The organism is Streptomyces sp. NRRL F-6676, assembly GCF_000725625.1.
In the GTDB taxonomy this organism is placed as follows: domain Bacteria; phylum Actinomycetota; class Actinomycetes; order Streptomycetales; family Streptomycetaceae; genus Streptomyces.
Genome location: NZ_JOHS01000042.1, coordinates 51486 through 69510 on the forward strand (window position 1 = coordinate 51486; position 18025 = coordinate 69510).

Consider the following 18025-nt stretch of genomic DNA (forward strand, 5'->3'; position numbering starts at 1 on the left):
CCCGGCGGGCCCGCCCATGCCCGCCGGGCGCTGCACCAACGAGGATGACCATGCTTGCTGAGCGCTTCCGCCCCTCCGACATCGAAAGCCTGGTGCGCATCGCCGGCACCCTGGCCCACTCACCGTCCGCGGCTGAACTGCCGCCGCACTACCGTGAGCTCGCCCAGCGCGTTCACGCCGAGATCGTCGCCGAAGCCGCCGGCCGCCGGTCCCCGGCCTCCTCCGCACTCCTGGGGCCCCGCCCGGGCGAGCAGGTCTGGATGCTGCGCATCTGGACCCGCCACGAAGACACCACGGAGCCGTACGCCACGAAGGGCGCCGCGCTCGCGGAGCTCGCCGCGCACGTGCGCAGCAGCTGGGACAACGTAGGCGGCCAGGGCGACGTGCCGGAAGAGCCTCCGGCCGACGACGCTGAGGCCATCGACCTCTACTACGGCCCCGACGGCGACGCGGTGCCCGATCAGGGCTACGAGCTGTATCCCGACGAGATCAGACGGCAGCAGCGCTCGCGGACAGTACCCCTGAACTTCCACTTTCCCGACGACGTGACAGCCGAGGCCCTCAACCGCCGCGCGGTCTTCTACGCCGCCGACGACGACGGACCGTCGTGCAGCGAGGTGGCTGGCGTACTCGTCTTCGGCTACCTGGACGCCAAGGACGGCGTCGTGCGGGTCTCGGTCCACACCGACAGCGCCGACCCCGAGCACGTCGTCCGGCCGGACGGGACCGTGCCGCTGCGCGTCGTCGTCGACGACACCGTCGTCTTCGACGACAGCAACCACCACGCCCCGCACCCCCCTGTGCTGGAGCAGCTCCTGGACGCGGCCGACCCGGAGCAGGAAGCGGTGGTCTACTCGCTGGCGGTCTCGGCGGGGCTGATGTGGAGCTGCCCGAGGTGCCGGTGGCCCAACCCGCGGGCGACGGAACGGTGCGCACGCCCCGGCTGCGGACGCAAGGCCAAGGCGGTGGCGATCGATTCGCAGGCAGCCGCACTCCCGGCGCCGACTCTCACGCTGGAGGGACCGCGATGACCGTCAAGACCTATCCGCCGGCACCCAAGCACCTCCGGGCCGCGTGCGCTCACCCTCAGGGGCACCTCACGTCACACGGCAGCCGTGCAACGCTCCAGGCCTACCTGGACGACGGCCTGGTCTACCGCAACGACGCCGACGGCTACCGGCTGCCAGCGGAGACGGCGCAGGCGCACGGCGTCGGACCGTACGTCATCACCGGCGCCGGGCGGCGGGCGATCCTGAACGAATCGCAGTTGGCGGCCATCGATTCCGCTGACGAGGACGGCGCGCTGCGGAACGTCAGCTGGCCCACCGCCGCCGCCCTCGCCCGCCTCGCCCTCGTCGAGTACCGGGACGCCACCGGCACCCCGCAGCCCACCGACGGCGACGACGGCCGCACTGGCCCGAAGCACCGGCCTTTCCTCACCCCGGCGGGCGTCGAGGCCGCACGCGCCTCGAAACCCCAGCCCTGATCCCCCGCTCCCCCGGTGGGTGCGGCCTCCCCGCCGCACCCGCCCTGGTCTCCGCAGGTACGCGCCCATGACTTCCCTCACCCTGTTCGATCCCGACCTCGACGAGGCCAGCCTCACAACGTCGCCCGGCGGGGCGGCTCCGGCCGAGGTTGCCTCCGCGGAGGCTCTGCAATCCTTCCGCGCGACGAAGCACAAGTCGCTGAACTTCGGTCTCGGCGTCGACTCGACGGCCCTGGTCCTGGCGATCATCGACGATCCAACCGCCTTCGGGATCGCCGAGGACTTCTCCGACTTCTCGATCGTGACGGCGATGACCGGGTTCGAGTTTCCCGACACGATCGCCGACGTCGAGAGCCACGTTCTCCCGCTGCTCCGGAGTAAGGGCATCCGGTACACGCAGGTCGCGCGGGCCGGGCGTCACGACTCGGCAGGCGTCGAGGTCCTCTCCGACACCACGAACCCCGGCAAGGTGTTCGGCAAGGGCCCGTGGACGCTCATGGACGAGCTGGAGGAGAACGGCACGGTCCCCCAGTACGCCGGCGGTCACGTATGCAGCCAGAAGCACAAGGCCTTCCCGATCGACCGCCTCCAGCTCAAGCGGTCGGGCGGGCAGACCGTCGGCAAGCTCTTCGGTTACAACGCCGACGAGCACAAGCGCGCGGTCAAGGCCAACAAGTTCCAGGCCGAGCGCAACCAGACGGCGGGCTACGAGACCTTCGCCCTGGACTACCCGCTGCTCAGGCTCGGCTGGTCTCGTCAGGACGTGCAGGGCTACGTGAAGAACCGCCTCGGGATTGACATGGCCAAGTCATACTGTCCGGTATGCCCTTTTTCTGGGGTGTGCTCACCTCAGCCGGATCACCTGAAGCGGCTGCGGAAGTACCCCGGCCTCGCGGCGCGCGTGCTGCGTCTGGAGTACCTGTCGATGGCCCTGAACGACAACATGTCCCTCTACAAGGACGACACCCTGTTCAGGCGGGTCACCGACGACCAGAACACCGAGGCGATCGGTCGGTTCAAGGCTCGGCTGGACGAGGAGCCGTGGGCGGTCTACCGGTTGCAGCGCGCCTACACCGCTGGCCGTCGACCCGAGTGCAAGACCGCACACGGCAACCGCTGCGCCAAGCCGGAGTGCCGCGACAGCAGCTTCAAGGGCACCGTCTACCGGTCGGTGAAAACCGTCCGCACCGGCAGCCGCGCCGAAGTCGGCACCTTCCTGCACAACGCCGCCACGGCCCTCAACCGACCGGTTGAGCACTCCACGAAGGCCCACGGCGTCGGCATCGACCGCGTCCGCACTCGCGTCCGCCCGGACCCCAAGGTCTACGGCACGGTCGAGGACTTCTACGTGACCGCCCCGGCTGGCGTGCAGGACAAGGCCCGCGACGGCTTCGCCAAAGTGTGGGCCGCGATGACCGCCGGCCAGTAGACCACCGCCCCTGCGAGGAGAGATGACCACGCGCACCCTGCCCCCCGCCGCCTACGACAAGGTCACCGCCACGGTCGGGCGCGACACTGGCGAGCAGCGCACGGCGACCCTCTGGACCCATGCTGCGGCCCTCGTCCGGCACGCTCATGACCACGGCCTGGCCCCGACCGACGACCGCCCGGCGGGCCCGGACGGCCTGCTCAAGTCCCTGGAGAGCCTCGCCGACTGCCACCCCTCCCTGGCCCCGCTCGCCGATCCGGCCGTACTGCCGCTGTGGGAGCAGCCGCTCGGCGCCACCGCCTGGGCCGCCATCGAGGAGTTCTGGGATCGGCACCCCGCCCTCGAAGACGAGCACCGCGCGGACGGCTACGCCCTCGGCGACACCTACCAGCTGCTGTCCGAGGAGGCCCGCAAGGGGCGGGCCCTGTGCCAGACGCCGCCTTGGGTCGCCCGACTCCTGCTGCGTCTGTCGCTGGAGCCTGCCATGGAGGAGTGGGGGCCGGCCAACGTCCGGATGATCGACCCCGCCTGCGGGACCGGGCACATCGCCGTCGCCGCGTTCCACATGACCCGCGTTCCGCCAGTCCGCGGCCGCCGGCCCGCCCCGGTTGGGCACGGGCCGCAGGCAGTCGAGCGTGCTCTGGCAGCGGTGACGGGCGTGGACCTCGACGCGTACGCCGTGGCGCTGACCGCCTACCGCCTTCTGGCCAGCTCGGCGTCCGTCCTCGGCGTGAGCCTGGACCGCGTCCCGGCGTCGTGGCCCGTCAACGTGACCGCCGCCGACTCCCTGCTGGACCGCACCGAGCCCCTGCTGGCCGCTGGCACGTACCACGCGTGCGTAGCCAACCCGCCTTACATCACCCCGAAGGACCCCGTCGTCCGCGACCAGGTCCGCGCCGCGTACCCGCAGGTTGCGGCCGGCAAATACTCACTGGCTCTGCCCTTTACCGCGCTGATGCTCGAGCACCTGGCCGTCCCGGACGGCTTCGTGGCGCAGCTGACCGCGAACTCGTTCATGAAGCGGGAGTTCGGCAGGCGGTACGTCACCGAGTTCCTTCCCCGCTTCGACGCGCGCTGGATCATCGACACCTCCGGGGCCTACATCCCCGGTCACGGGACGCCCACCTGCATCCTCGTTCACCGAGCCCGTCCGCCGGTCGGCGACACGGTCACGGTGGTCCGGGGCAACCGCGGGGAGCCGCACATTCCAGAGGACCCCGCGCAAGGGCTGGTCTGGAGAGCGATCGAGGAAGCGGTCGACAGCCGGCTGGCCTGGGACCGGTTCCAAGCGGGTGCGGACCTCGCGCGGCGCGACGGAGGCGACACCGCCTAGATGTTGCGTATTCCCGTTTCAATGTGTACTGTCATTCTCAGGTCGGGCCAACGCCCCGCCTCGCCAAACCGCTTGACGAGCGCCGCTCCAGGCGTCGCGGCGTCTCAGCGCATCCGGGGACTGATACAGATGAAGCGGAACAAGCCGCTCATAAAGCGCCGCAAGGCGGGAACGCAGTACATGCGGCGGAGGCCGTACCGGTGGCAGGTAAGGTCCACTGGCCACTGGGTGCTGGCCGTGCCTCAGGCGTTCGTCGGGACCAGCCAGACCGTCCTCGACATGACCGGAGCCGTGCCCGCGGGCGCTGACGAATCGTCCCCCGACGACCCGCGTTACGACGGCTCTATATTGCGCTGGCGGCTCGACCGCGACGGCCAGACCCAGTTCGTCTACGGGTTCTGGACATGGGGTCGGAGCCAGTCGGCCAAGGGTAAGCGCTTCTCGGCCAGGTTCCGTCTCTCTCTCCCCGCTACATCGGACGTGTACCACGTGTTCGCAGCGGAACGTCCCGCGTGCGCACACGGGACGCGGTGCCCGCTCGCGCAGCACTGGTACACGGCTATCGAGGCCGACCTGGCGACGCACCGACCCGATCAGTGCCCGATGGGCGTGCTGAATGACGGTCCGCCCTGGCGCCTGATCGGCCGGACAGTGCCCGACGGCCGCCACATCTACTGACGCCTCAGCACAGGACACCGGGCCGCCCGACAGTTGTCTCAACTCCGGTCGGCCCGGTCCCAAGCCCGAACGCAATCCAGCCTGGCCAAGGCCGCCGCTGGAACCCCTCCACAGCTCTTCCCTTCCGCCATCCCAAAGGCGACGCACCGCGTCTCATACACCCAGGAGCCATCATGGGCACCACCCGTACCCGTCTGCCCGGCATCACGCTCCGCGACGTGGCGCCCACCGACGCGGACGCCGTTATGCGACTCCTCGCCGACGTGAACCCCGGCGATCCCGACGCCTTCGAGGACGTCCAGCCGAACCTGTCTTTGCCGCAGGAGGGACCCCTCTCGCACTTCCGGAACCTGATGGTCGTGGCACTAAGCGATGCAGGCGAGATCCTCGGCGTCCTCATCGGAGGCGTCCCGCTCTGGCTCTTCAGCCACATCGGTGTCGATCCCGTCCTGGCACACCGCCTGGCGGAACGAATCGCGACCATCACGGCAGTGGCCGTGCTGCCCCAGCAGCGCGGGCGCGGCATCGGAGCCGAACTTGTCCGGCACTCGGTGCGCCGTTTCACGCGCGCCGGCTACGGACTGCTGACCCTCAACTGCTTCCCTGAGCTGGAAAGCTACTACCAGGGCTTGGGCTTCACGATCATGGACGACCTGAACGTGTCCCTCGGTCCTCTGAATCCGGTACAGCAGCAGTGGGGCGACACGCGAGTGGCCGCCCGGGCTCTGGACCGGTACACCGCACTCGTCGATGTCCCCGGTCTTTCCTCTCCGGTCGTCTCGGGCATTCTCCCCAACACGAGCTTGCCCCGAGGTACCTACTTCGACGGTGAGCGGCTGTGGCCCTGAACTGCCGAAGGCCAGGCTGAAACGTTCATCCCGGCTAGAGCATGCGTACGAATGCAGGTACGGATCTGCATCCACAACCAAGGAGAATCCGATGCCAGTTGCTGAGAGACAGGGCCCCGTGCCGCGCCCCTGGGCCCGGTGGTCGCTTCGCTGGGGCGCGCCGAGTGCGGCGGTCGCCCTGGTCAGCGTGTGGGTGATAGAGCCCGGCAGCCTCGTCGGCGGGATCGTTGCGGTCGGGGTGGCGCTGGCGGCGCTCCTGGTCTTCGCCGGGACGATGCCCCGGCGACAGCCCCAGGAGCGGCGAGCGCGCAGGGATGCTGCCGGCGCGGGCGAGTAGCGGGAGCCCGGTGCCGCGGCCGTTGCGCCGCGCACCTGAGACTCCGAATGGTGGTCCGGGTGAGTGTGTGAACACCCCGGCCCACCATCCGGGGGCGTGGGTACTCTCTGGCAGCCTGAATGTTGCTTATTCTCGTTTCAGTATGTAGATTGCTTGCGTTGCTGGCGAACCTTCAAGCCCGCGCCACGCCGCCCCCCTTCTCCTCAGGAGCCCTCCCATGCTTGCTGTCGTCCATGAGGTTGACGCCGCGCTTCTCGCCTACCGGCGGGGCTGGGCCGATGTCTGGCTGACCCTGGTGGACATCACCACCGACTTGATGCACCTGGCCAGTCACATGCGCACCGACGTCGAACGCTGCCTCGACGGCGACGCGAAGGCGCGACTGGACGAACGCCCCCTGGCCGCCATGCCGAACCTCGCGCCCTCCGTCGAGCCGATCCACAACACGGATGACTCGGCCGCCGAGGACCACCTCTTCGACGTATACGTGCACGCCAGCGACGCTGCTGCCGCCCTTCGAGTGCACATGGCAGACGACCCCTACCCCACCTTCTCGAAGGCGCTGCACGTCCTGCTCAACGATCTGCGCGCCTACGCCCAGAACCTCGGCTTCGACTTCGACGAGGTCATGCGCGTGGCTGCGCAGGCCCACCGGGTCGACCAGCGCAAGGCCAAGTAGCCGGACGCCGCCCGGCGCCGTCACCCACGGTGCCGCCGCCCTACGAACGATTCCGCCAGAAAGGGACCAGCATCATGACCAGGGCCGTGATCCGCACTCCGGAAGCCGAATACCCTCCCCGCGGCTCCATACGGATGTACCTCGACCGCGGTGTGCACCCGGCGACCGGGGCGCCGCTCCTCGGCGCCGATCTCGACAACCCGCCCGCCGTCTGCGGAAGTTGCGCCCACACGGTGCTGAAGCGGCTCGCTGACGGTCGCGAGCGGCTCAAGTGCGGGCGTCGGCCGTGCGGGAGCCGCGGGCTGCGCGGTCCCGATTTGCGCGACTCCATGCCCGCGTGCGCGGAGTACACCGCCGCATCCGCCGCACTGCACAGCACCTGATCTCCCTGACCGCCGCGCCCGGGTGCGTTCCGCCCAGACCTACGCGGTCCTGCACGCCGCAGGCGGCAGGACCCGGGCGTAGGCAGGTCCCCCGTAGCCCCAACCCCCAACCCGCTTCACCCGGAGATGTGATCATGCTGCCCGGCCTCACCCAGCACATCGACTTCCAGCCGGCCCACAACGACTACACCCGCGGGTTCCTCGTGGTGAGCAAGACCGACCGCACCACCGTGTACGGGTACGTGTGGGAACACACCCTCCCGGACCGCACCACCACGTGGGTCGCCCAGCCCGACGCGACCAACCACGCTTCGCGTATCGCCGGCTTCCAGTCCCGGGAGTGGGGCGGCGAGTTCCTGTACGAGCGCGAGTGGCCCAAGTTCGTCCATCGCGAGGGCGCCAAGGCCGACGCTCTCCCGCAGGTGGGATGCACCGAGCACACGCCGTGCGGGACCTGCTCCCTGTGCGAACCCGACCTGGCCCGCCGCGGAATTCTCTGAGCGAGACGGCTGCGCCGCTCGTACGGCACTCATCACCACAACGTGCAGGCCCGGTGCCGCAGACGGCGCCTTACCCACCCGCGGCACCGGTCCCGACTCCCTGTTCCCGACCACAACACCCCACCCATGCCCTGGAACCCTCATGCCCGCTGATTCCACCGCCACCATCGTGACCAAGGCCATCGATCAGGTGATCACCCACAGGGAAGGGGACTGTACCGATCCGAGTTGCGCCCGGCACGCCGGTACGACCAACTGCCCCCCGATCACCGTCAGCCGTAGCCCCGGCTCCGTCCTCGGCGAAGCGGTCGCCGAGGCCTGGCACGCCGCCGGCGGCAGCCGGCTCGACATCCCCGCAGGGGTCGTCGCCGCCCTCGCTCTGTGGCCCCAGAAGTCCCCCGGCGCCGAGGCCGCCGACACAATCGCCGCGTACATCGCCGCACAGCCCCCGCGCGTCCTGGTCCGCGGCCTGGCCGACAGCGCCGACTACTACTACCGCCTTCGCCCCGACCTGTGGGCCACCGCCCGCCCGCTGTTCGACTGGACCAGGGAGGACCTGCACGACACCCACCTCGCGGGCGTACGCGCCGTGGCCCGTGCCGCGCTGCGCCACGGAGTCCTCCAGCACACCGGAGACACCGACCCCGCCGAGCGGTCCCGGATCGACCTCATGTCCTGGGTCATCACGAGCCTGCGCCACCACCACTCCCGGCGCAGCCTCGGCGAGTACCACACCCCGCCCGACATCAGCAATCTGATCGCCACCGTGCTGGCCGACGAGGGCAGCACAGGAAGGCGACCCCACCGACGCGGCGAATGGGCGCTCGAGCCGACCGCCGGAACAGGAGGGCTCTTCCGCTCCGCCGCGCAGGACCTGCGCCGCGCCGGCGAGGACCCGGCAGAGCGCGGCTGGGTCATGCTCGAACTCGATCCCCTGGCCGCCGCCGGAGCCGCCGTCAACGCCCTGGTCTGGGAACTGGGCCCCCGCGCGTTCGTCGGATGCGGAGATGTCCTCGCACAGCCCAACCTCGCCGAGGACACCCTCGCCCGGGCGCGCGACATGGCCCGCCACCGCGACGACGTCATGGATCTGATCCGCTTCGCGATCGCCACACGCACGACCGACCGCCTGCTCGACGCCCTCATGGCCACCAACTAGCCGCCCCACCCGGCCCGCGACCTCGTGGGCCGAGCCCGAAGGAGAGACCATGGGCCAAGCCCACGACCACCGCGAGAGCCAGGCCGTAGCCCAGGCGCTGCGCACCGTCCTGCCAGCGCCCAGCCGTACCTATGTGTACGTGCTCGCCTGCGGATGCACCGACGCCGAGGGTCTGCTGTCCTGGCACATCGACACCGAGGCCCGGTCCTACGAGCTCGAGCTCTCCCCCGCCGCAGTCGGCCCGAGGGAGGTCCGGCTGACGAGCCGGCCGCTCATCGGCGACGAGCCCGCCTGGAGCGAGGAGTTCCTCATCGGCGGCGCATCAGCCAGCTCGGCGCACTCCCTCGCACGTCTGGTCGCCCGGCTCACCCTCTCCGACCGGAGCCCTCTCCCCCTCGACTGAGCAAAGGACCCCCGTGTTGAGCCCCGCCCCCCTGTCCGACTGCCTGCCGGCCTTCGGCCGGCACCGCGGCTACCCACCGCGCTACGGGTGGCTCCGCAAGGTCTACGACGCCCTGCTCCAGGACCCCACCGCCCTGCGCCGCCCCGACGCGACCGTCGTGCTCGGCGTCGGCAAGAGCATGGTCCCGTCCATGGCCTTCTGGTCCCAGGCCTTCGGACTGGCCGTCCGCAACAGCCAGGGGCTGGTGCCCACGGACCGCGCCCACTGGCTCCTGCACGACGAGACCGGCGCCGACCCCTACCTCGAGCTCGATGCCAGCCTGTGGCTGCTGCACTGGTGGCTGGTGAGCGCCCGGCCGTGCCATGTGCCCACCTGGCGGTACCTCTTCGGGTACTCCCCGCTCAGCCGGTCCAGCCGCGCAGAGACGCAGGGGCGCCTGGCGGCCGCCGCTGAAGCGGCCGGCCTCAGGAGCCCGGCTTCGTCGGTGCTCGCCTCGGACATCGCCTGCCTGGTGAGCATGTATGCGCCCGGCGACCGCTCTGCCGCGAGCATCGAGGACGAGCTCTCTAACCCGTTCCGCACCCTCCACCTGCTCGACCCAGAACCGCCCGCCGACCGCATGGCCGACCGCAGCCACCTCGTCGTGCTCCGCCGAACGGCCGGCCGACACTGTCCCGCGCCCGTTCAGGTGTACGCGAGCCTGGACTTCGCAGCCCGGACCGCCGGCCCGGAGGTCGGCTCCGTCACCCTGGCTCGGCTCGCCTCCGATCCCCTCGGGCCCGGCCGGCTCCTTCTCACCAGCACCGCCGACCTCCGCCGCGCCCTGCACCAGATCGCCGGCCAGCATGGGGGTCTGGCCGTCGTGGAGTCCGGCGACGGCCAGGAGACACTCGTCTACTCATGCCCGCCCGCACTGCTCGCCGAGGACGTCCTCGCCGACGCCTACCCCTCCCTACGGCCGACCACCAGCCATGCTGGGAGACGGGGAGTGCCCCATCCCGGCCCTGACGGACTGACTCCCGACTTCCGCTCGCCGAGGCGGGATCCCGGGCTCGGCGAACCCAGCACTCATGTTGCTTATTAGGTTTTCCATGTGTACTGTGATCCTTGTTGGTGGTGCTCGCCTCCGGGCTTGAGCACCCCCGCGTCTTCCCCTACCGACGAGACAGGCCCAGGAGACACGCATGCGCATCAAGACCGGTGGACAGCACCAGGGATGGACCGTCGTACACCAGGCGCGACGCGCGTGGCGCGGCTCCTTCGAGGGCGTGTGGCTCGGCGTGGAGGAGTCCACCGGTCACTGGATGGTCGGCCGCCAGCACGACGGGCAGTCGATGGACGACGGCTTCGACGCGGACGGCAACTGGGCCACGTCCCGGCACTTCCGCGAGGGCAACGAGTACCTCAACATGCGCCGGGCTCTGGCCGCGTACGACGAGGAGGCCCAGAACGCGAGCGACGTCTGGAACGGAATGTGGGACCAGCGCGCCCACGAGGCCGTCGCCCGGCACCTCGCGCACCGCGTTCCCTTCCCCGCGCCGGTCCGGCTCTCGGCCGGATGGATCGGGCGCGGCCTGACCGACTACCACCCCCCGCGCGGGTTGACGATCCCGCTCGACGGGCCGGAGGCCAAGTACCACCTGATCCGCTACCTCCAGGGCCAGACCCGGTTTGACGAGATCGTGACGGAGCCGGGCTCGGTCTCCGAGGAGGAGGCGTACCAGCTGGCCATCAACGCGACGGGCCCGGTCCGCTTCGTCTGCCGCGGCGTGACCTTCTACCTGAGCGAATGAGCCGGACGGCACGGGCGCGGGGTCCAACCGCGCCCGTGCCGCCGGACCACAAGTCGTCCAGCCAACCACCGACGTACAGACCGAAGGCGAGGACACCGCCCCTGGGGCGGTCGAGAAGATGGACCACAAGAACCTCATCGGCCACGACGGCGCCGTCCACGAGGGCCTGCTCAACAGCCACACCGGCTTCATGATTGACGTGGCCTGCAACGCGGGCCGGTACTCCGTCGTCCACCCCTACGAGAAGCTCGACCCGGCGCGCGTCACCGACGCTCCCCTGTCCTGTCCTGCTTGCGTCGCCGCGAACTCCCCCGCCAGCACGCAGCTGCACCGCGGAAGAGTCGCCCAGCGGTACGCCGAAGACGTCCTCGCCCTCGCCGACACCCGCGGATGCCCGCCCGCCCAAGACGACGAAGGGCTCCGACTGGCCTTCGTGGCACTCGCGACAGAGAACCCGCCGCCCCAGACCCTGTACGCGCTGATCAGAGAGCACGTAACCGACATGCTGACTGATCGCGCCCTGGCCGTTCCGGAAGGGGTCCCGCAGGTCCTCGTGCCCTACAAGCGGTACACCGGCGGCACAGTCCAGGCCCCCGTCGGCCCTGGGGACCGCCTCATGCACTACAGCGCCGCTGGCGGGTACTTTCAGTACGTCTGGGTCGATGGGCTCGATGAGTCTCCGGACGGAATCGTCGTCACGGTCCACGAGAAGGACCGGCGTCCGGTCACGTACTCGGCGCGCGAGGTCAGCCAGCGGTACTCGAAGCTCGACCGGGCGGCACCGCTGCCGCCGAGCGGTGGGTGAGCGAAGCTGACGGCTGCGACCTGCCCTCAACCCGCCCTGAGACAGGCCGGACACGCACCGTCGCGGCTGCCCCCGCCCCTCACCCGCAGGTGTTCACCGGGCTAGCGCTCGTCCCTCAAAGCCAGGTCCCCACCGCGATGGCCTGAGCCAGTTCAGGTTTCACCCGCAGCCCGCGCCGGGATGCCCTCGCCTCAGCACCGCGACGGATGCACCCCACAACCGCCCTGCCGCCCAGCTGACCCTCTCTTTTCAGACGCTGCGCCGCGCCGTCGCCCCGCCGCCGTATCACCCGACTCCGGAAGCGCCCACACCATGACCACCGACAGTCCGCACGTCGCCTACCTGGCCCCTTCCGATCCGGCCCGCCCCCAGCCCGGCCGAGCCAACGACGAGGAGGCCGACCGCTCCGAGAACGCGGTCCTGACCGCCTACCTCTTCCACCTGACGGCCAAGGGACACCGTGTCCTGCGGCACCGCGTCGTCACGGATCCCGTCCTGGCGTCCACCGACCTCTTCGACGCGACTGCCGGAGAGGTGGTGATGGCCTGTCACCGATCGCACTACCCCGCGCTCATCGCCGCGTACGGCGTGATCAGCGACTGCGCGCGGCTCTTCTCCCCGGCCCGCCGCGCACTGCTATTCACCGCCGAGCCGGGCCCGGTCGCCAAGGAGTTCCTGTCCCACCACAAGATCATCGCGATCTGGCCCGAGGGCGAGTCCTTCGTCCGCGCGGACCCGGCAGCCGAGACAGGCGGAGCGTGAACCGCCAGAGCTTCGGGCCGCCGTCGACGAGAGCCGAGGAACGCGCCTGGCGCGCGGCCGGTCTCCTCGTCGACGTCGCCGGGCGCGTACTGCCGGCCACAGCCCCGCCCTGCGCCTTCTGCGACGGCGAGGACATCGGCGACACCTGCCCGGCATCCCTCACCTGCCCCACATGCAAAGCCACGCCCCGACAAAGGTGCCGCCGGCCGAGCGGACACACCGCCGAGCAGTGGCACCGCAGCCGCGTCCGCGCCGCCGACCTGGAAGACCAGCGCCGCGAGGAAGACGGCGACACCACCCTGCCCGCCCGCTGGTCCGACCCCCAGCTGGCGCCGACCCCATCACGAGGAACACGATGACCACCGACCACCCCGGCAACAGCGCCACGGCCACGTCGCCCGGCGCCCCGGACCGGCCGCGTACGGCCGGAGCCTTCACTCCCCGCATCACCCCCGCCCAGCGCCGCGCCCTCCTCGCCGGGGCCAGGGACCCGATCGGGCTGCTGCCCAAGTCCGTCAACCTGCGGACCCTGGCGTCCCTTGCCGACATCGGCTACGTCGGCCTGGATCAGAGCCGCGACGTCCTTCGTGGACAGGAGGCAACGCGGGACGCGCTGGACGTCTGGGGCGGTGCTCTGACTGAGGACGGCTGGCAGCGGGCCCGCGCCGAGGGCGCGGGCAGGTTCCGGATCGTCGTCGTCGGCTGCGGAAAGGCCAAGCAGGACCGCCGCGTGACCGCTGGCGCGATGTACGTCGGCACCTTCCACGGCTCCTGCCGGGAGACGGCCAAAGCCCTGCTCCAGGACGGCGGCCGCCAGTACATCCTCTCCGCTGCCCACGGGCTCCTCGACCTGTCCACGGAGATCGACCCGTACGACATCACCGTGGGCGACCCCGGCAGCGTCAACGCGGACTTTGTGCAGGCGCAGGTACGGGAACGCGGCATCGAGTCGGCGGAGGTGACGGTGCTGGCCGGCAGCAAGTACGTCGCCCTCGCGAGGCAGTCCTGGCCGGACCTCAAGGCACCCCTCGCCGGTGCCAGCGGGATCGGGGAGATGAAGCAACGCCTTTCCCAGATCCGCCTCGCCGCGCGAGCCGAAGCCGGGCAGCAGCGGTGAGCGCGCCGCTCGGGCCCGCTTCGGCGCAGTGGGAGACCATGGCCGCCGGCCGCGCCGAGGGCTGGACGCAGCGCTGGAGCGGCGGTGTGCCGACGTGGGTGCACACGTCGCAGGGTGGCTTCGACCGGCGCCGGTACGAGGTCGTCGAGCTGGCGGAGGCGCCCGCCCGGAAGTACATCCAGGCGAACCACTATCTGTCGGGGTGGCCGCCGGCGGTCCACCGATTCGGGCTGGTGGACCTCAAGCCTGCAGAGGACGACCACGGCCAGGAGGTCGACGGCGGTCTGCTGGTTGGAGTTATCGTCCTGGGCGTCCCAATGAGCCGCCGGGCTCTGACCAGGGTTTTCCCTTCCCTGGAGCCTTCTATGAACCGCGTCTGAGCGTCGACTGACTCGTTCCGTTCGCGGGCAGGCGGTCCAGTGAGTCGAATCATCCATGTGCCCCTTGGTGCACTCGCGCACGGCTCCAACACCGGTTATGTCGTTGAGTGATCGAGCTGCTACATTCCGCTTGTGTTCGCTGCGGACGGGCCGACCGCCGAGATCCTGCGGGTCGAGGTCACTGACACGCTGGCCTACTGGACGGTTCTTGCCGGGCCCACCTTGAGGGTCGTCGAGGACGTGGACGGCTTCCTCTACCACCTGCGCTTCGGCCGGACCCGCGCGGAATCGACCACAAAGGCGTACGCAGGTCACCTCAAGCGCTTCCACGCCTGGTGCGACGAACAAGGCCTGTCGCGGGAGCACGCGGCCGCCGAGCTCCCGCACTACCTGATGAAGCTGCGAACCACGCCCCGGCTGACGAGCGGCCGCAGCCAGGGGCAGCTGCCACAGGACTCCACACTCGCCCCAGCCCTGGCGGCGATCCACGGCTTCTACCAGCACTTGGCCGACCTCCGCCGGATCAGCGCGAAGGCGGTCGACGCCCTGTTCGTCACCGCTCCGCACCCGGCGGCAGGAAAACTGGTACTTGAGCCGCGTATCCGCGTCGATCCGCGGCCGAGTCATGCTTCCGGCCGGGCACCGGCCGCCAGCCACGCGGAGTTCGCCGCCCTCCTGCGTGCCGCGAAGACCGCCCGCGACCGCTGCATGGTCGCTCTGCTCGGTGCGTGCGCGCTGCGCGTCGGCCAAGTCGTCGGCCTGCTGCGCGAGGACATTCACCTCGTCCCGGTCGGCAGTACCGTCCGGGGCTGTCCCTACAGCCTGGGTCCCCATCTGCACCTGGAGAAGCGTGACGGTCACCCGCGCGGGGCGGCGAACAAGAACCGCGGCACCGTTGTTGTTCCCGTGCCCGAGCCTGTGGTGATGCTCTACGCCGACTGGATGCGCGAACGCCTCACCATCCCCAGGGCGGGCAAGATTATGTCCCTTGACGTGGTGTAGGGGATCAGTCGTTTGATGCGGCCGGTAGGACGATGTTGTCGTCGGGGTAGAGGGCGTCCATGCTCTCGTTGGAGAGGTAGCGGCGTGGGAAGGCGATCCATTCGTCGTGGAGTTCGGCGAGGACCGCAGTCGCGAGGCGGAGGACGGCGGGTGGGTTCGGGAAGACCTGGACGACGTCGGTGCGGCGTTTGATCTCCCGGTTCAGTCGTTCCAGCGGGTTGGTGGACTGGATTTTCTTCCAGTGCTGGTGGGGGAAGTCCGCGAACGCGGTCAGGTCCTCCTTCGCCTCCAGCAGCATCTCTCTGACCTTGGGGAACTGCGGTCCGAGCATGTCGGCGACCGTGTCGAGCTGGGTGCGGACAGCGTCCGCGGTGGGCTGGGCGAAGACCGTGCGGATCGTCGCGGCGACCATCTCCGCCGAGCCTTTCGGGATCGCGGCGAAGACGTTGCGGACGAAGTGGAGCTGTGCGGAATTAACTTGGTGGATCCCCTTGCTGGGGAACGGAGGCCAAGAGGGCGCCGACAGTTCGGTACTTCCTCGGGGCTGGTTCGAGGTGGAATCCGTCTTCCTCCAGGAGCGGGCGCACGTCGAGAAAAGCGTTGCCGATGGTGCGGCGGCTGACCTGGAACAGTTCGGCCAAGACCTCGCCGGTGCAGACCCGGCGGTGGAAGAGCACGGCGGCGAGCACGCGCTCCGCGTCGCCGATCTTTTGGGGAAAGACGCCGCCGCGGGTGCCCGGCTGTCGGGGGCCGCCTCGCTGTTGGTGACGGCGCCGTTCCACTCGGGCGGCCTGACGGAGCGCGAGGCGGTCAACGAGTGTGGCGAGATCGGTGCGGCTCAGGCCGGTCAGGGCAGGGTCGGACAGGATCTCAGGCAGCGGTTCGCGGCTGCGGGATGCCAGCTGCCCGGTGCGCAGGAAGGCCAGTAGCTCGTCGGGGGTGCTGAAGAGCAGGGTGGTCGTCTCGATGCTGACCTTGTGTTCCCGCAGGAGCAGGCGGGTGTCGGTGACGACTTGGCTCATGGTGCGGTCGTTGATCTCCAGCATCTCGCGCAGGACCCGCTGCGAGCACACGCGCCGCAGGTAGAGCAGCGTGACGAGGATGCGGTCGCGGCTGTTGAGCAGGGGCTTCTTGCCGTGTGTGCCGGGGCGCTGGCGGCGTGGCCCACCGCGCGCTTCGTATCGCTGTTGTTCCCACTGGGCCCGCTGGGCTGTGGCCAGCTTCTCGGCCAGGGTGTCGAGATCACCGCTGGTCATGCCGGTCAGACGCGGGTCGTCCAGCATTTCCAGCACCGTGGCCCGTTCCGTTGCCGGGGAAGGGGCCGGTGCGGCTGTCTGGTCGGTCGGTGCCGGACGGAGCGTGTAGTTCCAGGTGCCGCGCACGGGGTGGGGTTCGATGGGCAGGGCCTGCATGCGTGCCTTGCTGATCGCCACGCCGAGCGGATAAGCGCCTGGGTCGAGTTCGGCGTGAACGCGCAATCCGGCGCGGGTGGTGGTCGAGGCGATCGTGTTGACCACGACTTCGTGGCTGGTCAGCGGCCTGCCTCGCCAGTTCATCGTGATCTGGGAGAACAGCCGGTGCTCGATCTTGTTCCACTTCGAAGTCCCCGGAGGAAAGTGGCAGACCGTGATGGCCAGTCCCGTCTCGGCGGCCAGTGCGGCAAGTTCGGCTTTCCAGGCCCGGTAGCGGTAGCTGTTCGAGCCGCCCGCGTCCGCGGTGACCAGCAGTCGGGTCGCGGCCGGATAGTCGAGCCGGCCGCGGCCCTGCCACCAGCGGCGGATCGTGGCCACCGCGAAAGCGGAAGTGTCGTGATCGACGCCGACGCTCACCCAGCCGGCATCGGCTGTCAGGTCATAGACGCCGTAGGGGATGGCGGTCTCGCCCTTGGGACCGGTGAAGAAGCTGTGGTCCTCCACCTCAATCGGCTCGCCTTTGGGACGCCACTCTCGCCCGGCGCTCGGCAGCTGGCCAAGCATCTCCTTCTTCTTCGAGTCGACGCTGATCACCGGCTCGTCGGCCACCTGGAACTGTCTGACCTGCTCGTTGATGTATCGGAACTGGGCGTCCCGGTCCGGATGCTGCTTGCCTTCAAGAGTCTTGGCGGTTGCCTGCAGGCTGAATCCGTTCGCCCTCAGCAGCTGGCCCACGGAGCCCGGAGATATGGGGTGGCCTTGACGGGTCAGCTCGGCGGCCAGCTTGCGCAGCGACTTCGTGGTCCAGCGCAGCGGCGACATCGGATCACCTCGTTCATCCGGCTCGACCAGAGCCATGAGCGCCGAAAGCAGGTACGGATCACGCTCCGTCAGGCGCTTGCGGCCACCTCCCCGCCTGCGGACACGTCCCCTGCCCAGAGGCTCTGAGCCCGTCTCCAGTTCGAGCAGGCCTCTGCGGACGGTGGTCTCGCTCGCTCCCGCAACCCGGGCGACAGCGCGCACGCCCCCATGGCCGAGCAGCCCCGCCTCCGTCGCCAGCATCAGCCGCCGCTGCCGCTCATCCAGATGCGGCAGCAACACACCGAAACGCACGGCAAGTTGCTGCCGTACTCCCTCTTCGATCGCCATGCCAGATCAACGATCTACATTGAGAAAGAGACACCTTGTTTCCGTACAGCTCCAGTGGACCCGGCACCTTTGCCAGGCGGCGCCCAGCATGACCTTGCGGATCGCTTTGACCAGGCCGCTGTGACTGTCGGAGATGACCAGGCGGACGCCACCCAGTCCGCGTTCGCGCAGGTGACGCAGGAACTGGGCCCAGAACGCTTCGGTCTCGCTGTCCCCGACCATGACACCGACGACCTCGCGTCCGCCGTCCTGCGTGACACCGGTGGCGATGGAGTAATTGTCAAGACTTGTGGGTGAGTTGAGTTTCAGGCGACTTCGAGGTCCTCGACGAGGTGGCCGTTTTCGAAGCGGGCGCCGGAGCGGACGAGGG

At 69.8% G+C, this 18025-nt stretch carries 21 protein-coding genes and 2 pseudogenes; 20 read left to right on the forward strand and 3 right to left on the reverse strand.

Features of this window, described 5'->3' with window-relative positions; all coding sequences use genetic code 11:
- Positions 1 to 50 precede the first annotated feature (50 nt).
- The 20 genes from IO29_RS35675 (at position 51) to IO29_RS23570 (ending at position 15094) form a co-directional block, all read left to right on the forward strand.
- Positions 51 to 1031, forward strand: a complete 981-nt coding sequence (locus IO29_RS35675; protein ID WP_051718287.1) for a hypothetical protein — start codon at positions 51 to 53, stop codon at positions 1029 to 1031.
- Positions 1028 to 1486 (forward strand): hypothetical protein, encoded by a 459-nt coding sequence (locus IO29_RS23480; RefSeq protein WP_033226252.1) that lies wholly within the window; start codon positions 1028 to 1030, stop codon positions 1484 to 1486. The genes IO29_RS35675 and IO29_RS23480 overlap by 4 nt, the downstream gene beginning before the upstream one ends.
- Before the next feature lie 67 nt (positions 1487 to 1553).
- Positions 1554 to 2915 carry a hypothetical protein gene (locus IO29_RS23485; protein WP_234307600.1) on the forward strand — a complete coding sequence of 454 codons (1362 nt, stop codon included), beginning with the start codon at positions 1554 to 1556 and terminating at the stop codon, positions 2913 to 2915.
- Positions 2916 to 2937: 22 nt separating this feature from the next.
- Entirely contained in the window at positions 2938 to 4248 is a 1311-nt protein-coding gene (locus IO29_RS23490; protein ID WP_030381421.1) for an Eco57I restriction-modification methylase domain-containing protein, read from the forward strand.
- Between the two features lie 129 nt (positions 4249 to 4377).
- Entirely contained in the window at positions 4378 to 4926 is a 549-nt protein-coding gene (locus IO29_RS23495; RefSeq protein ID WP_030381422.1) for a hypothetical protein, read from the forward strand.
- A gap of 173 nt (positions 4927 to 5099) precedes the next feature.
- Positions 5100 to 5774 (forward strand): GNAT family N-acetyltransferase, encoded by a 675-nt coding sequence (locus tag IO29_RS23500; protein WP_030381423.1) that lies wholly within the window; start codon positions 5100 to 5102, stop codon positions 5772 to 5774.
- A 91-nt stretch (positions 5775 to 5865) separates the two neighbouring features.
- Positions 5866 to 6111, forward strand: coding sequence for a hypothetical protein (locus IO29_RS23505; protein ID WP_030381424.1), 246 nt, complete (start codon positions 5866 to 5868; stop codon positions 6109 to 6111).
- A 217-nt stretch (positions 6112 to 6328) separates the two neighbouring features.
- Positions 6329 to 6790 carry a hypothetical protein gene (locus IO29_RS23510; protein WP_030381425.1) on the forward strand — a complete coding sequence of 154 codons (462 nt, stop codon included), beginning with the start codon at positions 6329 to 6331 and terminating at the stop codon, positions 6788 to 6790.
- A 74-nt stretch (positions 6791 to 6864) separates the two neighbouring features.
- Positions 6865 to 7173, forward strand: a complete 309-nt coding sequence (locus tag IO29_RS23515) for a hypothetical protein (RefSeq protein WP_030381426.1) — start codon at positions 6865 to 6867, stop codon at positions 7171 to 7173.
- 134 nt (positions 7174 to 7307) lie between these two features.
- Positions 7308 to 7673: a hypothetical protein gene (locus IO29_RS23520; RefSeq protein ID WP_030381427.1), complete on the forward strand. Its 366-nt coding sequence runs from the start codon at positions 7308 to 7310 to the stop codon at positions 7671 to 7673.
- A 142-nt stretch (positions 7674 to 7815) separates the two neighbouring features.
- The gene (locus IO29_RS39655; RefSeq protein ID WP_051707860.1) at positions 7816 to 8832 is read left to right on the forward strand and encodes an N-6 DNA methylase; all 1017 of its coding nucleotides are present in this window, start codon (positions 7816 to 7818) and stop codon (positions 8830 to 8832) included.
- 49 nt (positions 8833 to 8881) lie between these two features.
- Positions 8882 to 9235, forward strand: coding sequence for a hypothetical protein (locus tag IO29_RS23530; protein WP_030381429.1), 354 nt, complete (start codon positions 8882 to 8884; stop codon positions 9233 to 9235).
- A 16-nt stretch (positions 9236 to 9251) separates the two neighbouring features.
- Complete coding sequence (locus tag IO29_RS23535; RefSeq protein WP_234307601.1) at positions 9252 to 10319, forward strand: DUF4007 family protein; 1068 nt, start codon at positions 9252 to 9254, stop codon at positions 10317 to 10319.
- 100 nt (positions 10320 to 10419) lie between these two features.
- Positions 10420 to 11028 carry a hypothetical protein gene (locus tag IO29_RS23540; RefSeq protein WP_030381431.1) on the forward strand — a complete coding sequence of 203 codons (609 nt, stop codon included), beginning with the start codon at positions 10420 to 10422 and terminating at the stop codon, positions 11026 to 11028.
- Positions 11029 to 11146: 118 nt separating this feature from the next.
- Complete coding sequence (locus tag IO29_RS23545; protein WP_030381432.1) at positions 11147 to 11833, forward strand: hypothetical protein; 687 nt, start codon at positions 11147 to 11149, stop codon at positions 11831 to 11833.
- 312 nt (positions 11834 to 12145) lie between these two features.
- Positions 12146 to 12595, forward strand: coding sequence for a hypothetical protein (locus IO29_RS23550; protein ID WP_030381433.1), 450 nt, complete (start codon positions 12146 to 12148; stop codon positions 12593 to 12595).
- Positions 12592 to 12954 (forward strand): zinc finger domain-containing protein, encoded by a 363-nt coding sequence (locus IO29_RS38615; RefSeq protein ID WP_033226254.1) that lies wholly within the window; start codon positions 12592 to 12594, stop codon positions 12952 to 12954. The genes IO29_RS23550 and IO29_RS38615 overlap by 4 nt, the downstream gene beginning before the upstream one ends.
- Complete coding sequence (locus tag IO29_RS35680) at positions 12951 to 13712, forward strand: DUF6884 domain-containing protein (protein WP_051707861.1); 762 nt, start codon at positions 12951 to 12953, stop codon at positions 13710 to 13712. Before IO29_RS38615 ends, IO29_RS35680 begins: the two co-directional genes overlap by 4 nt.
- Entirely contained in the window at positions 13709 to 14092 is a 384-nt protein-coding gene (locus IO29_RS23565) for a hypothetical protein (protein WP_030381435.1), read from the forward strand. Before IO29_RS35680 ends, IO29_RS23565 begins: the two co-directional genes overlap by 4 nt.
- Before the next feature lie 132 nt (positions 14093 to 14224).
- On the forward strand, positions 14225 to 15094 hold the full coding sequence (locus IO29_RS23570; protein ID WP_030381436.1) for a site-specific integrase: 870 nt from the start codon (positions 14225 to 14227) through the stop codon (positions 15092 to 15094).
- Positions 15095 to 15098: 4 nt separating this feature from the next.
- Here the strand turns inward: IO29_RS23570 and IO29_RS23575 are convergent.
- The 3 genes and pseudogenes from IO29_RS23575 to IO29_RS36885 all read right to left on the reverse strand — a co-directional run.
- Positions 15099 to 15560: pseudogene (locus IO29_RS23575) on the reverse strand (IS256 family transposase); the annotation flags it as partial.
- Positions 15561 to 15567: 7 nt separating this feature from the next.
- Positions 15568 to 17655 carry an ISAzo13 family transposase gene (locus IO29_RS23580; protein WP_030381438.1) on the reverse strand — a complete coding sequence of 696 codons (2088 nt, stop codon included), beginning with the start codon at positions 17653 to 17655 and terminating at the stop codon, positions 15568 to 15570.
- A gap of 51 nt (positions 17656 to 17706) precedes the next feature.
- Positions 17707 to 17925, reverse strand: a pseudogene (locus IO29_RS36885) (transposase); the annotation flags it as partial.
- Positions 17926 to 18025 lie beyond the last annotated feature (100 nt).